This is a genomic window from Campylobacter concisus, from assembly GCF_902460705.1.
Classification (GTDB): domain Bacteria; phylum Campylobacterota; class Campylobacteria; order Campylobacterales; family Campylobacteraceae; genus Campylobacter_A; species Campylobacter_A concisus_Z.
In genome coordinates, this window is sequence record NZ_CABPUP010000005.1 from 22,890 (window position 1) to 38,522 (window position 15,633).

At 35.4% G+C, this 15,633-nt stretch carries 17 protein-coding genes; 8 read left to right on the top strand and 9 right to left on the bottom strand.

The window, feature by feature from the left end; translation table 11 throughout:
* Positions 1 to 169 precede the first annotated feature (169 nt).
* The 5 genes from frr to F3G75_RS07660 form a co-directional block, all read right to left on the bottom strand.
* Positions 170 to 727 (bottom strand): ribosome recycling factor, encoded by a 558-nt coding sequence (frr, locus tag F3G75_RS07640; protein WP_072595202.1) that lies wholly within the window; start codon positions 725 to 727, stop codon positions 170 to 172.
* Positions 717 to 1,676 carry a polysaccharide deacetylase family protein gene (locus F3G75_RS07645; RefSeq protein WP_149717143.1) on the bottom strand — a complete coding sequence of 320 codons (960 nt, stop codon included), beginning with the start codon at positions 1,674 to 1,676 and terminating at the stop codon, positions 717 to 719. Before F3G75_RS07645 ends, frr begins: the two co-directional genes overlap by 11 nt.
* 2 nt (positions 1,677 to 1,678) lie before the next feature.
* Positions 1,679 to 2,008, bottom strand: a complete 330-nt coding sequence (gene secG / locus F3G75_RS07650; protein WP_021091090.1) for a preprotein translocase subunit SecG — start codon at positions 2,006 to 2,008, stop codon at positions 1,679 to 1,681.
* Positions 2,009 to 2,074: 66 nt separating this feature from the next.
* On the bottom strand, positions 2,075 to 2,458 hold the full coding sequence (locus F3G75_RS07655) for a thiamine-phosphate pyrophosphorylase (protein ID WP_103604001.1): 384 nt from the start codon (positions 2,456 to 2,458) through the stop codon (positions 2,075 to 2,077).
* On the bottom strand, positions 2,451 to 3,149 hold the full coding sequence (locus tag F3G75_RS07660; protein WP_149717144.1) for a Bax inhibitor-1/YccA family protein: 699 nt from the start codon (positions 3,147 to 3,149) through the stop codon (positions 2,451 to 2,453). Before F3G75_RS07660 ends, F3G75_RS07655 begins: the two co-directional genes overlap by 8 nt.
* 170 nt (positions 3,150 to 3,319) lie before the next feature.
* On the opposite strand from F3G75_RS07660, the gene F3G75_RS07665 reads away from it, so the two are divergent.
* The 5 genes from F3G75_RS07665 (at position 3,320) to F3G75_RS07680 (ending at position 8,141) form a co-directional block, all read left to right on the top strand.
* Positions 3,320 to 3,964: a carbonic anhydrase gene (locus tag F3G75_RS07665; RefSeq protein ID WP_072595207.1), complete on the top strand. Its 645-nt coding sequence runs from the start codon at positions 3,320 to 3,322 to the stop codon at positions 3,962 to 3,964.
* Positions 3,957 to 5,801 (top strand): mechanosensitive ion channel family protein, encoded by a 1,845-nt coding sequence (locus tag F3G75_RS07670; protein ID WP_149717145.1) that lies wholly within the window; start codon positions 3,957 to 3,959, stop codon positions 5,799 to 5,801. The genes F3G75_RS07665 and F3G75_RS07670 overlap by 8 nt, the downstream gene beginning before the upstream one ends.
* Before the next feature lie 10 nt (positions 5,802 to 5,811).
* Positions 5,812 to 5,970, top strand: coding sequence for a hypothetical protein (locus F3G75_RS09335; RefSeq protein ID WP_021091126.1), 159 nt, complete (start codon positions 5,812 to 5,814; stop codon positions 5,968 to 5,970).
* Positions 5,971 to 6,016: 46 nt separating this feature from the next.
* Positions 6,017 to 7,096 carry a GGDEF domain-containing protein gene (locus tag F3G75_RS07675; protein WP_223154374.1) on the top strand — a complete coding sequence of 360 codons (1,080 nt, stop codon included), beginning with the start codon at positions 6,017 to 6,019 and terminating at the stop codon, positions 7,094 to 7,096.
* Between the two features lie 82 nt (positions 7,097 to 7,178).
* Positions 7,179 to 8,141, top strand: a complete 963-nt coding sequence (locus tag F3G75_RS07680; RefSeq protein WP_316350938.1) for a GGDEF domain-containing protein — start codon at positions 7,179 to 7,181, stop codon at positions 8,139 to 8,141.
* 25 nt (positions 8,142 to 8,166) lie between these two features.
* Here F3G75_RS07680 and F3G75_RS07685 read toward each other — a convergent pair whose 3' ends face one another.
* Genes F3G75_RS07685 through F3G75_RS07695 form a run of 3 tightly spaced genes read right to left on the bottom strand, consistent with a single transcriptional unit; the run spans position 8,167 to position 10,996 of the window.
* Complete coding sequence (locus F3G75_RS07685) at positions 8,167 to 9,450, bottom strand: TRAP transporter large permease (protein WP_107691600.1); 1,284 nt, start codon at positions 9,448 to 9,450, stop codon at positions 8,167 to 8,169.
* Between the two features lie 11 nt (positions 9,451 to 9,461).
* Positions 9,462 to 10,004 carry a TRAP transporter small permease gene (locus F3G75_RS07690; RefSeq protein WP_087586675.1) on the bottom strand — a complete coding sequence of 181 codons (543 nt, stop codon included), beginning with the start codon at positions 10,002 to 10,004 and terminating at the stop codon, positions 9,462 to 9,464.
* Positions 10,004 to 10,996 carry a DctP family TRAP transporter solute-binding subunit gene (locus F3G75_RS07695; protein ID WP_149717147.1) on the bottom strand — a complete coding sequence of 331 codons (993 nt, stop codon included), beginning with the start codon at positions 10,994 to 10,996 and terminating at the stop codon, positions 10,004 to 10,006. Before F3G75_RS07695 ends, F3G75_RS07690 begins: the two co-directional genes overlap by 1 nt.
* Positions 10,997 to 11,438: 442 nt before the next feature.
* Between F3G75_RS07695 and sodB the strand changes: the two genes are divergently transcribed.
* A complete protein-coding gene (gene sodB / locus F3G75_RS07700) occupies positions 11,439 to 12,056 on the top strand; it encodes a superoxide dismutase [Fe] (RefSeq protein ID WP_149717148.1) in 618 nt (205 codons plus the stop codon).
* A 495-nt stretch (positions 12,057 to 12,551) separates the two neighbouring features.
* Here the strand turns inward: sodB and F3G75_RS07705 are convergent, their stop codons facing one another.
* On the bottom strand, positions 12,552 to 13,718 hold the full coding sequence (locus F3G75_RS07705; RefSeq protein WP_149717149.1) for a MalY/PatB family protein: 1,167 nt from the start codon (positions 13,716 to 13,718) through the stop codon (positions 12,552 to 12,554).
* 99 nt (positions 13,719 to 13,817) lie between these two features.
* Here F3G75_RS07705 and F3G75_RS07710 point away from each other — a divergent pair, with 99 nt between their 5' ends.
* Both F3G75_RS07710 and F3G75_RS07715 read left to right on the top strand, forming a co-directional pair.
* A complete protein-coding gene (locus F3G75_RS07710; RefSeq protein ID WP_149717150.1) occupies positions 13,818 to 14,273 on the top strand; it encodes a DIP1984 family protein in 456 nt (151 codons plus the stop codon).
* Positions 14,274 to 14,489: 216 nt separating this feature from the next.
* Positions 14,490 to 15,632, top strand: a complete 1,143-nt coding sequence (locus F3G75_RS07715; protein ID WP_149717151.1) for a trans-sulfuration enzyme family protein — start codon at positions 14,490 to 14,492, stop codon at positions 15,630 to 15,632.
* Position 15,633: the final 1 nt, after the last annotated feature.

Genomic DNA, 15,633 nt, shown 5'->3' on the forward strand with positions numbered 1-15,633 from the left:
AAAGTGGTAGCTATATTTTATGCAGTCTAGGTTCTATTTATATTTAATAGATAAAACACAACAGACAAAAAAATAAACTACTTGCTAATAAATATTTTTTTGAAATATTATTTTGAGAGAATATCTAGCCACATAAAAGTAGCTAGATAAGGAAAAATTTCTAAAAATTTTAGATTTTTAAAAGCTCGGCTTCTTTTTCTTTTACAAGAGTATCGATTTTTGCAGTGTAGGTGTCAGTTATCTTTTGAACCTCATCTTGTCCCTTTTTGCTCTCGTCCTCAGTTATAGCTTTGTCTTTTTCAAGCTTTTTGACTTCATCATTTGCATCTTTTCTTACGTTTCTTATACTAACTTTGGCTTTTTCCCCCATTGATTTTGCATGTTTTGCATTTTCTTGGCGTTGCTCGACGGTCATAGGCGGGAAAAATAGCTTAACACTCTCACCATCACTATTTGGATTGACACCGATATTTGCTGCTTGGATAGCTGAAGAGATCGCTTTTATCATGCTCTTTTCCCAAGGTGTGATAGCGATAGTTGAAGCGTCGCTTGTAAGCACAGTGGCTACTTGGTTGAGCGGAGTTGGTGAGCCGTAATAATCAACCATTACATGATCTACAATATTAATGTTTACCTTGCCCGTTCTAAGCGTTGTAAAGTCACGTTTTAATGAAGCTATTGCTTTTTCGCAGCCTTCTTTTTGTGTTTCATAAATTTTATTTAGCATTGATGTCCTTTATTAGAAGTTTTGTACTTCGTTGATGATCTACTTTTAGTGATATTAAAACTTTGCGTTTATCAAGAGGTGGGTTAAATTTACACTCAAAAACACCATTTGTCATAGGTACCTTTTTAAAGCCATTAAAGCCAGTCATGAAAAAATTACCTTCACTAGCATTTGTATCAGTTTTTATAATAAGTTTGTCTATTGCATTATTTTGTGGGTAGCTATCCGGAAATATCCACTGGGCATTTAAAAATTTGCTATTAAACGTTAGTGCTATTTTGGTACCGTTCATTACGGGCGTTCTATAAAGATCGTAAACATCACTTTTGTCTGAAACAGCACCTGAGTTTTGGTTTAAAAGGGCTAAAAAACCAAATTCTTTTGCAAGTTTTACAACTCGACTATCAATCTCACCATAAGGTACTGCAAAAAATTTTGGTTTATAACCCATGTGCTTTTCAAATGTTTCTACACCTTTTTGAAAATCTTCTCTTAGTGCCTCATCACTAAGTTTGGTCATCCTTGGGTGTGCGTATGAGTGGTAGCCAATCTCGCCATAAGCTTCTAGCTCTTTTAGCTGATCAAATGTCAGATAATCACCATATTTTCCAGCAATAGCCTCGACATATATCATAATGGCAAATGGATAGTTGTATTCTTTAAAAACATTAAGCGCGTTATCATAAAAGCTTTTGTAGCCATCATCAATAGTAATGACAATCCAGTTATCTGGTATTTCTTCTCCAGAATTTAGCGCATCAACTAGCTTAGAGAGCTTTACGACCTCGTAGCCGTTGTTTTTAAAGTATTCAAATTGTTCTCTTAAATTTTTAATAGAAATATCAGTGCTTGTATGTCTTGGATCATCAAAGCGATGATAGACTAAAATATGAGCGTCTGCTAAAGCAAATGTTAGCGCCAAGAATGACGCTAAAAGTGTTTTTATCATTGTTATTTTGCTGGAGTTTGTGGTGCGCTAGGAGCTGATGGTACGTCGTTTGATTTTGGTATGACTAGAGATTTACTATCGACGCTATCAACGATAGAGCGCTTTAGATCTTTATTGTAGAAGTATCCAAGTGCAAGTGTATTTAAGATAAATAAAATACCTACAATAAAAGTAAATTTAGCTAAAAACCCAGCTGGTCCTTTTGCTCCAAAAAGACTTTCGTTGCTTCCGCTATATGCCCCAAGTCCGATAGATGAGCTTTTTTGAAGCAAAACAGCGATAGTTATTATAACAGCTAGCGCAAACTGTAAGATCAAAAATATTAAACTCACGAAATTTCCTTTAAATTTTTAAAAATAATTGGTTGCGATTATACAAGAAAAGATTTAAATTTTTAGTTAAAGTTCTTTTTCAATCTCATAAAGCTCGTATCTTATGCTTTTAAAAAGCTCAGCTTGTTCTAAATTTATGAGCTTAAAGCACTCTTCAAGCACGCGAGCGCTTTCCTGGGCGCGCTTGAAATTTGCAGTGATTATCTCGTCTAAATTTTCTCTAGCTTGCTCGCTTTTTGTGCTAGTTTTTAAAACGTCGTTTTGAGAATTTCTAAATTTTAAAAATTCTTTTTGTGGGATCTTTGCCTTGTGGCGGAGGGATTTTATCTTATAGGCGAGCTTAGCGTCATCAAAGACATATCTTTTTATATCTTCAACGACGCGAAGCCCTTCTTTTAGCCTATTTAGATTCGCATCTATTACTCGGTAGATGCGCTCATCTTTAGTCATTTCTATTAAAAATTCCTAAAATTTGTAGTAATGATGTAAATAGATTTACAAAATCAAGATACAAAGCAACTGCGCCTTCAACTGGTGTTTCATAGTTTCCACGGATAATATTTTGCGTATCAAAAAGTATATATGCGCTAAACAGGATCGATGAAATACTTGCGATTACAAGTTGAAACATTGTACTTTTAACGAAAATATTGATAATAGCTGCTGCAACTATAACAATTAGGGTTATGAACAACATTTTACCCATTGTTGTAAAGTCACGTTTTGCATTCATTGCAAAGACACTTAATGCACCAAAAGCAACTGTTGTTAGTCCAAATGCTTGAGCTACAATACCAGCTCCACTTGGCATAGCCAAGATCGCTGAAAGTAGCGGAGTTAGCGTAAGACCACTTATGAAAGTAAACGCAAATAGAAGTATTAAATTTAACCCCTCTTTACGTTTAGCTGCCATTAAGCCAAAAAGTAGTGCAAACTCGACTATAACAAGTCCCCAAAACAAAAATCTATTTGCCGCAAAAACGCTAGCGATACTAATACCTACATAAGCGCCAGCTGTTGCTGAAAGTAGTGATGCTGCAAAAAGTTGATAAGTTTGTTTTATAAAAGTGCTTAGTGAGCTTTGAGAATACGCAAGTTCTTCTTGATTTTGTTTTGCGTAGTTCCTATCATACAGACTCATTTTATCTCCTTATGAATTTTTGAATGAATTTAGCCTAAAATAATTAAACAATGAATAAAAAGAATTTTAATAAATTGTATTAGTTAAAAATTTATATATTAAAGTATTTTTTAGATTAAATAAAAGTTGCTATAATCGCGTAAAAATATAAAAAATGGAGATAAATTTCTATGGATGATTCGCTACTTGAAGGTGCGGTAAAATTTATGGAAGATGGCTTTTTAGAGCATGAAGAGCTCTTTAAAAGTCTACAAAATAGACAAGACCCACATACCCTTTTTATATCCTGTGTGGACTCAAGAGTAGTACCAAATTTGATAACAAACTGCCTTCCGGGAGAGCTTTTTATGGTACGAAATATCGCGAACATCGTGCCACCTTATAGAGTGAGCGAGGAATTTTTGGCAACGACTTCGGCTATCGAATATGCATTAGAGCTTTTAAATATCAAAAATATCATTATTTGCGGACACTCTGATTGTGGTGGATGCGCAGCGCTTTATATGGATGAAAAAAAGCTCAAAACTACGCCAAATGTTAGAAATTGGATAAAGCTAATAGAGCCGATCAAGCGAGAAGTACTTAAATTTACAAGCGACGATCCAGCAAAGATGGCGTGGCTAACTGAGAGATTAAATGTGATAAATTCGATCGAAAATATAATGACTTATCCAAATGTAAAAGAGGAGTATGAAAGAGGAAACCTTCAAATTTATGGCTGGCACTACATTATAGAAACTGGTGAAATTTTCAGCTACGATTTAAAAGAGGGTACATTCAAACTTTTAGCAGATAAAAGGGGTGAAAATGCGTAAAATTTTAACCATCGTCTTGCTCTCATTTTTAACTCTTTTTGGTGCCGAAGATAATAAAACGCAAGAAGAAAGCATCATAAGCCTAACAAATCAGATCTTAACTTTAAACAATCAAATCCAGATTATAAAAGCACAGCAAAAAGATACAAACTCTTCAAAAACAGATAATTCAAATTTAGCCAGCCTTCAGAAGAAGAAGAACGATCTTTTGGAAAAAATTCCGCTATATATCATGCAGATTGAAGTGACTCAAAGCGATATTGACAAATTTATTTTGCAAAAAAATAATCTAGAAAAAAAAGTAGCTAGATTAGAGAAGCAATTAAATAAAGACGCTTATATCCAAAGCGCCATTGAACTTGAAAAGATGAAAGTCGACTACGCTTACTACTCGGCACTCATCAGCCTTGAAGAGATATTTAAAAAGGGTGCTAAGGCAAATTCTATCAAAGAGGTGATAGATAACGGACTTTTAAATTTACAAACAAATTCTTACGTCAGTATAAAAGAGCTAAAAGATTCACTAAATGAGACTTCAAGCTCTTACGATAACGCATTTGCCGAGCTTGATTTAAAAAAAGAGACTGATGAGGAAATTTTAATCTATCTTAAAAACAATGCCGATCTTCTAAGCTCAAGCATGATCTTATCAGAGCTAAATTTAGTCGATACGGTCGAATATATAAATAAGCTAACTTCTATAAATTCGGCAAAATTCAACGTTGGTAAAATCGTAGTTATAATCGTAGTATTTTTATTTTTTGTCTCACTTACAAGAATTCTTGCCAAACTCACATACTGGCTTATGTCACTCATTGCATCAGGTGAAGGCGTAAAGGAGGCAAAGGATCAGATAGTAGATATCGTTAAAAAGCCTATATCTGCACTTCTTATCATTTATGCACTAAATATTTGTATCGGTGTTGGCTTTTATCCAGTACCAGTGCCACTAACTCTAGCAAATATCTTCTCGATCGTCTATATAGTCGCATTTTCATGGCTTGTTTTAACTATCCTAAATGGTTATGGCATAGTAATAATCGATAAAATTGCACAAAAGAGTAGACGAAAAGAGGTCGTAAATTTAGTTTTAAAAGTAGTATATGTAATTGTATTAATAATCGCACTTTTACTAATTCTTCAAAAGCTTGGCTTTGATATATCAGCACTCATAGCTTCACTTGGTATCGGTGGTCTTGCTGTTGCATTTGCTGCAAAAGATATCATCGCAAACTTCTTTGCTTCTGTTATGATGCTTTTTGATAATTCATTTTCGCAAGGTGACTGGATAGTTTGTGGTGATATAGAGGGTACTGTTGTTGAGGTTGGCTTTAGAAAGACGACTATCAGAAGTTTTGATAATGCTTTAATCTTTGTGCCAAACTCAAAGCTAGCAAGTGATCCTGTTAGAAACTGGAGTAGAAGAAAAGTTGGTAGACGTATCAGAATGCTAATAGGCATTGAGTATGGAGCGACAACTGATGAGATTAAAAAATGTGTAGATGACATAAAAACTATGTTGATAAATCATCCAGATATTGCCAAAAGTGAGGATATAACAGCAAAGAAAAAAGGGCTAAAATATAGACAAAGTATAGTTTCAGTTGATGATTATGCTGGATATAAATCAAATTTATTTGTCGTAGTTGATGATTTTGCAGATAGCTCAATAAATATCTTAGTTTATTGTTTTGCAAAGACTATCGTTTGGGGAGAATTTTTAGATGTCAAACAAGATGTAATGCTAAAGATTATGGATATTTTAAAGCAAAATGGTCTAAATTTCGCATTCCCAAGCCAAAGCTTGTATATTGAAAGCGTCAAAGATAAAATTTAAGGAGAAAACAATGAGTGATGATTTTGACTATGAAGAAGTAGAAGAAGACTACTCTGAATTTAATGACGATGAGGACGATAGTAGCGATAGTTATGACTATAATTACGATGAAAATGACTACAACTACGAAGATAGTGACGAGGACGAAGATAGTTACGACTCTTATTAGAATGACTTAATGAAATTTAATGGAATAAATTTACAGGGAGTTTTGTTTGACACACGATTTTGTAGATCAAAGTAGTTATAAAGCGATCGATGATATCTATAAAACGATATTAGACGTTATGATAGCTGTAAATGCACTATCTTTGTTGCTTTTTATGATCATAGCTACACCACTACTTTTTATGTGTTTATTTTTTATAGCAGCTGGAATATTGCTTAGAATAAAATTTGACATAAAATATAGAGTATTAATATCTCTTGCATTTCACCTAAATATCATATTACTTGTTACTATTATTGTTACTACTATGGGTTGGAATACTGGAATTTGGATAATACTTGTTGGTGTAATTTTTATAAACTACTTCCTAGCGTTTGATTCAAAGAGTCTTACTTATATAATGGCATTTTTAGAATTAATCTTGCTTATACTTCTTTATTTTATTCATAAAGATGAGGCGCCGCTGATCCCATCAGCTATACGAGGGGCGATAGTCGTGTGCAGTATTGTTTTTGCTTTTTTTATTGTTTTAAGACTTTCAATGTTTGCAGATATCATCACATCTAGTGGATATCAGCAAATAAGAAAAGAGACGGAAGAGCTTGAAAAGGACTCGAAGCATGATTTTTTAACGCAGCTTTTAAATAGAAGAACAATAGAAAAAACTTTAAGATTTGAACTAGTTGCTAACAAGGAAAGAAGTGGTAATACAAATTTAGTCATAATGTTAGGCGATATTGATAATTTTAAAAAAATAAACGATACATATGGACATGACTGTGGTGATGAGGTCTTAAAAGATGTAGCCAGTGCCTTGAAGAAATCATTCAGAGGCAAAGACTATGTTTGTCGCTGGGGTGGAGAAGAATTTTTGATAATCTTGCCCGATACAAAGATAGAATTTATCCACGAAGTGAGCAAAAGGCTTAAAAAACAGATAAACAACGCAAAACTTCCAGATAAAACTCCAGTTACTATGACCTTTGGCATGCTAATATGTGCAAATGGTATTGAGGTGGATTTTGAGCAAGCCATAACTTTAGTAGATAAGCTGCTTTACGAAGGCAAGCAAAATGGCAAAGACCGCATCGAATTAGAAATTTTAAAAAAGGGCTCGGATGCGTAGAATTTCACTCTATACAGCTCAAAAAATTATCATATTTTCAATATTATTAACTCACGTCTGTTATTTTTTTATTTTTTTATTTATGAAAGAAGAAATTCTAGCAGTTACGAATGTATTTTCAGTAGCAACCTATCTTTTTCTTTTAAGGCTTATTTACGATAGCCCTGAAAATAACAAGATAACAATGCTTATAGTCCAGCTTGAAATTTTATTTCATGCATTGGTTTGTATGCTGACACTTGGATGGGGATATGGATTTGGGTTGTTGTTTTTAGCATCGTCTCTAATACTATTTTTTACTTCATTTACCTATAAATTTTTTAACTACATAATAGTTGCAGTGCAAATAATTTTATCCATAGCCTGCTATGTATATTTAGATGGCCAGCCTGTAAAAGATTTTGACGGCTTTAAAGATCTACTTTTTGTTTTTAACTTAAGTATAGTTTGTATATTTTCGGTTGTTGTTTCGTATCTTTTGGAGAGCTCAAATTTATTTATATTTTTAAGCATCTTAGAGGAAAAAGAGATGGCTGAAAATATCTTAAATCACGATCCATTAACAGGACTTTTAAATCGTACTTCGATGCAGAAAATTTTAAGTCAAAACGATCTTTATAAAAATAGGGACTTTGCTATCGTTATGTGCGATATTGATAACTTTAAAAAGATAAATGATACCTATGGACACGGCGCAGGAGATGCTGTTTTAAGAAGCTTATCAGGCATATTTAAAAACACATTTAGAGATAAAGATAGAGTAGCTAGATTTGGTGGAGAAGAATTTTTAGCAGTCGTCTTGGGCGTAAAAAAAGACGCAGCTGTAAGTATCGTAGAGCGTGTGAGAGAGACTTTGAGTAAAAATATAGTTGAGTTTGAAAACATAAAGATCAACGCAACTATGACTTTTGGAGTAGTTGCTCATGATGGTACGGGAGAATTTAGCTTAGAAAAGATGATAAAACAAGCTGATAATCTACTTTATGCTGGTAAGAGAAGTGGTAAAAATATCGTTATGAGTGCGGATTACGACTCAAAAGCATAAATTTAGAGGCCTGAGCCTCTAAATTTTAATGTCCATACATTATGTTTGGCAACCAAAGAGAAATTTGTGGTATATAAGTAACTAAGATAAGGCCAAAGAACAAGGTCAGCGTCCACGGCAAGCATGCCATGATGACCTCTTTTAAGTTCATATTTGTAAGACCGCTTGCGACAAATAAATTTAGTCCAACAGGCGGAGTCACCATGCCTATCTCCATATTTACAACTAAGATAATGCCAAAATGTATCGGATCTATGCCAAGCTGCGTAGCTATCGGAAGCAAGAGTGGAACCATGATCATGATAACGCTTGAAGGCTCCATGAACTGACCCATGATAAAGAGCAAGATATTTACAAATATCAAAAATCCTATCATACCGATATTCGCGTCAAGTATCATTGATGCGATTGCTTGAGGGATCTGCTCGCTAGTTAGCAAATATGCAAAAACAACGGCGTTTGCGATGATGAAAAATATCATAGCTGTTGTAAGAGCCGAGTCTAGGCAGATATCCCAAAGATCTTTTATCTTTATATCTCTATATATAAAAAGTGAGATAAATAACGCATAGACCGCGCTTGCCGCAGCAGCTTCTGTCGGAGTAAAAATGCCTCCATAAATTCCGCCGATGACCACAACGACGATCAAAAGTGCCCAAAATGCTTTGGCAAATTTCTGCACTCTTACTTTAAATGGCTCAGCCTTAGTTGCTTTAAAGCCAAGTTTTTTTGCGCCAACATAAGTTTGAACTAGCATAAAAGCTCCAAGCATGAGACCAGGCACAACGCCTGCCATAAAAAGCTTACCAATACTTACCTCAGCTGTTACACCATAAACTATCATAACAACTGAAGGTGGGATCAAAATTCCAAGCGAGCCAGCTGTAGTTATGCCGCCTACTGCGTACTCTTTTGGATAGCCAGCCTCTTTTATCGCTGCAAACATAATTGAGCCAATAGCTACAACCGTCGCAGGCGAGCTTCCAGAGACCGCTGCAAAGATGATGCAGGCAAATATCGCACTCATAGGCAAGCCACCTGGCAAGTGTCCGACCATAGACTTTGCAAAGTCGATGATACGTCTTGCTGAGCCACCTTTACTTAGTAAATTTCCAGCCAAGATAAACATCGGTATCGCCATTAGCGAAAATTTATTGATACCGTCAAATATGAGCTGCGGGATCGTAGCGACGTCGATATCTGTAAAAAATATCATCGTCAAAACCGTGCTCGTTCCCAGCGAAACCGCCACTGGCACGCCTATTAGCATCAGTGCAAAAAGTAGGATAAATAAAAATGCTATTGTCATCTTTTTTCTCCTTAATCTTTGACTACGCTACCATGAGCTAGCTCATGTGCTTCGTTGCTTACGACATTTTCTGCAGGCGTTAGAGCTACTTTTATGGCTTTTTCAGTCGAGCGGTAGCTAGCTGTAACGAAGGCTATTGGAAGCACTAACATAGGGACCCATTGAGGTATGCCAAGGTCTATTATCATCTGCTCGATCTCATGCAAAATTTTGAGATAATCAATCGAATAAACTGCGATAAATATCAAAAAGACAGTTGTTAAGATGTGTGAAAAGAGCAGGCATACTTTTGCGAGCGCTGGTGGAAATTTCTCCACCAAGATAGTTACGCTCACGTGAATGCCCTTGTTAAAGCCATATGCTGCGGCAAAAAACGCCGACCATATAAATAGATAGTTTGATAGCTCACTCGCCCATGACCAGCTTTTATCGAAAAAATATCTAGCCATAACATTTGCAAAGGCCAGCAATGTTCCACTAGCTAGCCCGACTACTGCGATAGTTTTATTTAGTGAGGCTATCGCTATATCAAGGACATTAAAAAAACTCTTCATTATTTTGTCCCAAGAGTCTTTTCTATGAGGTCTTTACCGATAACATCGTAAAATTTAGGATAGATTGACTGCATAACCTTCTGCCACTCGGCTTTTTGTGCATCATCGATCTTATAAATTTCTAGTTTTTTACTAGCATCGATGTATTTTTCAAGCTCAGCTATGACGTGAGCGTCCTCTTTTGCTGTCTCTTCTCTCTCAAAAGCTGTTGCTTCGCTTAGAGCTTGTTTTACATTTGCTTTTAGATCATCTGGTAGCTTGCTCCAAAATTTATCGCTCATAACGACTAAATAGCCCAAATATCCGTGGCTTGAAAGTGTAAGCGAGCTTTGAACTTCGTGAAATTTTGAGTTATAGAAATTTGAAAGCGGGTTTTCAGTCGCATCAACTACGCCTTGTTGAAGTGCAGAGTAAACCTCTGAAAATGGTAAAACTTGTGGGTTGCCACCAACTACTTTAATTTGTTCTTCAAGCACCTTTGAGCTTTGGATTCTAAATTTTTGTCCTTTTGCATCTTCTGGCACAAGAACTGGTTTTTTGCTTGAGCTAAAGTGCTTAAATCCAGCATCCCAGTAATCAAGCGCCACAAAGCCTTTTTTAGTCACAAGGCCTTTTAGCTCCTCGCCGACCTCGCCGTCTTGGACCTTATGAAGGTGCTCTGCATCTTTAAAGATGAAAGGCAGGTCAAACAGCTGAAACTGCGGTACGATAGGTGTAAATTTAGAAAAACTAGGAGCTGCCATTTGGACATTGCCAAGCTTTAGCGCGCCAAAAACTCTATCATCATCAAGTAGCTGAGCTGATGGGAAAACTTGAACTTTTAGTTTGCCCCCACTTAGCTCCTCAGCACGCTTAGCAAAGAAGTCAGCTGCCTTACCCTTTGGCGTAGAAGCTGCGACAACGTGAGCAAATTTGATAGTATAGACCTTATCGGCACCAAATGCTAAGCCACTGATGGCACAAGTAAAAAGTAAAGCTTGTAAGAATTTCATCTTTTATCCTTTGTAATGGTTTCGTTAAACGTATTATAAATTTCAAAAATAAAAATTTAGAAATTTTGTTTCGTAAATTCACAGCTATTTATTTTTATATGTGTATTTTAGTAACAAATATACTTCAAAAAGCTAATTTATATTTTCAAAAGATTTTTATAATTTTTCGATAACTAAACTTTTAAAGTACATTTGTTACTTTTTTACACATAAAATTTATTTTATTTTTACTTTTAATAAAATTTTGAATCCATTTAACCAAATACATAGGATATTTTGCTCTAAATTTGCTTTTTCATAAGCTTAAAAGTCAGCCAAAAAATGTAAGTTTAGTCTTGCTTAAATTTAGCCTATATTTTGTGGCTAAATTTAAAAGATTTTTATTTATTAATTTTTTATGGCTATAATACGAAACAACAAATTTTATTATTAAGGAATTATTATGTTTGAACTTAGAAAACTTCCATTTGATGCAAATAGCAATGCAGTAGTTAGTGCGAAAACCTGTGAATATCACTACGGCAAGCATCATGCAACTTACGTAGCAAATTTAAACAATCTTATAAAAGATACAAAATTTGCCAACACATCTTTTTATGAAATTCTAACAAATAGCGAAGGTGGGCTTTACAACAATGTCGCTCAAGTTTATAACCACGACTTTTACTGGGACTGCATCGCTAAAAAAAGTGAGATGTCAAGCGAGCTAAAAGCTGCAATCGAAGCAAATTTTGCTAATTTTAAAGAGGAATTTTTAAAAGCAGCTACAACGCTTTTTGGCTCAGGCTGGGCGTGGCTTGTATTTGATCCAAGCAGCAAAAAGCTAGAGATCGTACAAACTAGCAATGCAAAAACTCCAGTGAGTGACGGCAAAGTGCCACTTTTAGTCGTTGATGTTTGGGAACACGCTTACTACATCGACAACTTCAACGCTCGTCCAAAATACCTAGAGACATTTTATGAGAACATAAACTGGGAATTTGTAAGCAAAGCTTACGAGTGGGCGCAAAAAGAGGGTCTAGGCTCAGTTGAGTTTTACACAAAAGAACTTCACAAATAATATCTGGCGGGGTTTCCCGCCTTTAAATTTCTACTTTTATCTAAATTTTTAAAATCATCAAATTTATCAGCAAAAACTATCTTGTTTTAAAAGAAAGTGTAACATCAAAAATGGCTCAAAATTTTGTTTTAGCAAACAATTTCTCTTAAAATTAAAACCAGCATAAGCTATCTTAACTTCAAATTTCTGCTTTGTTGAAAATTTTAAACCACTGCTAAATTTTATAAGCCATGGGTATAGAATTTATCACTTCAAAAAGGTACAAATTGCTCGCTTTAATCTACTATATCGTGATTGAGAGAGGTTATATACTTAAATTTAAGCAAGCAAATAAAAACTAGTATAGGCCATTTTGTCTTTAAATTTATTAGCAAAACTTGATTTGATATTTAAAAATGTTGGGGCAATGTTTACTGCTTCAAAAATGCCCCGAGCTGTATTAACTAGGCATGGGTAGCTTTAAATTTCAAAGCTATCCAGCCAAATTTACTCAATTTATCTTTTTGAAGTGTATAAATTTATACCATTTTGCAAGCGTTTTAGCCCTTCCAGTACTCTGGCTCTTTGGGTTGCGATATTCATACGGAGAAAAAATCTATCTCCCCTGTAAGCATTGCCGTCATTTAGCCAAAGTCCAGCTTTATCACGCAAGAAATTCATAAAGTCGCTTGAATCCTCGCAAAACGCGCTACAATCAAGCCATAAAAGATAAGTCGCATTTGAAGGCAGAAGCTTTACTGGCAAATTTTGCTCTTTTATAAAATTTATAACGATTTTTTTGTTTTCAAAAAGATACTCCCTAAGCTCATCAAGCCATGTTTGGCTATCGTTAAATGCCGCTATTGTCGCAGTTATCGCAAATGCGTTTGCTTCACCTATCTCATCATAATTTACAGCCGCATTTATTCTTGCACGTATCTGCTCATTTGGCGTGACGATGGCTGAGCTTTGAAGTCCTGCGATATTAAAAGCTTTTGTAGGTGAGATGCATGTGATTGAGTTATTTTTACACTCTTCACTAACGCTGATAAATGGTACGTAGCTTAATCCAGGATCTGTTATGTCGCAGTGGATCTCATCGCTGATAACCAAAACATCGTGCTTATAGCAAAGCTCGCCTATCTTTTTAAGCGTTTCTTTGTCCCAAATTTTTCCTATTGGATTGTGAGGATTGCAAAGAAGCATCATAGTTGTTAGCGGCTGCGCTAGCTTTGCTTCGAGGTCTTCAAAGTCGATCTCGTAAGAGCCATTTTTATAAACAAGGTCGTTTGATAAAATTTCACGTCCATTGTTTTTGATGCAGTTAAAAAAGACGTGATAGACGGGAGCTTGAACTAAAATTTGATCTCCTGGATTGCTAAATCTTCTAATAGCAGTTGAAATCGCTGGTATAACACCAGTGCAAAAGCACATCCACTCGTTTTCAAAGCTAACATCATGACGCCTCTTCCACCAGCCTTTAATCGCTTCGTTCCACTCTTTTGGGATAAATGAGTAGCCAAAGACGCCATTATCAAGACGCTTTTGTAGGGCATTTAAAATTTCAGGTGCAGCCTTAAAATCCATATCGGCAACCCACATTGGCAAAACATCGTTTTTCATTCGCCACTTCGATGAGTTGGTGCCATCTCTGCTAATAAGCGTATCAAAATCGTACTTCATAGCTTTTCCTTAAAATAAAATTTTAAATCAATTATAACCCAAAAGATACTAATATAATTTGAAATTTTCTCTCAATTTAATATTTCAAAAGGAAAAATGATGAAATTAGCTCAGGCTCTCATTTTAAGAGCCGATACACAAAAACGTTTAGAGCAGCTAAAAGGTAGGTTGCTCGATAATGCAAAAATGCAAGAAAATGAAAGGCCTAGCGAAGATCCAAAGCTTCTTTTAAAAGAGCTTGATAGGCTAAGCGATGAGCTATTTAGGCTGATCTTGGCTATAAATTTAACAAACTCAAGTGCAAAATTTGAAGGCGTGAGTCTAACTGAAATGATCGCTAAAAAAGATACACTAAGCCAAAAAGCAAGCGTGCTTAGGGAATTTGCCAAAAGCGCAAGCCAAAAGGTCGATCTTTACTCAAATAGCGAGATAAAAATTTTAAGTAGTGTTGATGTAGCCACGCTACAAAAGCAAATAGACGAGCTTTCTAAAGAGATCAGAGAGCTAAATATGAAGCTACAGGAGGCAAACTGGCAAGTTGATCTTGTAGAGTAAAATTTATGGTGAAAATGTAGCTAAAGGCGAGTAAAAAGAAAAATTTATTAGGCTTGCGGGGAGAGAGCAAAAGCTTAAATTTATCCCAGCAATTTAAAAAATGTATTCTTAAAAATAAATGTTACTACCACTTACTGATTTAGCTACGTTTTGGGTGGGTTTGGGGAAGATTAATCTTTATTATGTAAGATTTCACAAATTTTTAAAAGGAAATTTATGAAACTTGACACCTTGATCGTAAAAGGCATTGAAGCTAAAAATAATCCAAATAAAGCGGTCATTCCGCCTGTTTTTTTAGCAAGCACATTTGTGCAAGATGATCTTGAAAATTTTCAAGAATTTGCATATTCGCGTGGTAGCAACCCAACCAAAAAAGCATTTGATGAAATTTTTGCAAAGGTTGAAGGTAGCAAATACGCTTTTAGCTTTGGCTCAGGCATGGCAGCAACAGCAGCCGCACTTAGCCTTATAAAAACAGGGCAAAAGGTCCTACTAAATAGCAATGTCTATGGTGGCACTTATAGATATGTCACGACTGTTTTTGAAAGCCACGGCATAAAGAGCGAATTTATAGATGATCTAAATTTTTTAAGCGAAGATGACATAAGCGACGATGTGGCGGCGATATTTATCGAAACTCCCTCAAATCCTCTCTTAAGAGTGACAGATATCGCTAGAATTTCAAAAATCGCTCACAAAAAAGGCGCTCTAGTCATCGTGGATAACACATTTTTAACGCCTTATTATCAAAGAGTACTTGATCATGGAGCTGATATCGTGGTTTATAGCGCTACAAAATATATTGGCGGACACGCCGACGTGATCGCTGGTATTGTCACGCTAAACGATGATGCTTTGGCTGAGAAGATAAAATTTGCTAAAAACACGCTTGGTGGCATCATCAGTCCGATGGACGCATACTACCTAATACGTGGGCTTAAAACGCTTAGCGTTAGGTTTGATAGACAAACGCAAAATACTCATAAAATAATTAAATTTTTGCAGAATAATGACGCCGTTAGTGTTGTGCATTTTGCTGGCTCATATAGTGAGCAAGAGGCAAAGATGCAAGCAGCTCAAGCAAGCGACATCGGTGCTCTCATCTCATTTGAGCTTGATGAAAAATATGATGTAAATAAATTTGTAAAATCGCTAGAAATTTTTGATCTAGCAGTAAGTCTTGGAGGTGTAGAAAGCCTTATTTGCAGGCCTGCGACGATGACACACGAGGCATATCCAAAAGAGGTGCTAGATAAGATCGGCATAAAGCAAAACTTGCTTCGTTTGGCAATCGGTATCGAAAACGCTGATGATCTAATAACAGATCTTGATCAAGCATTTAAAAAAGCAAAAAAATAAT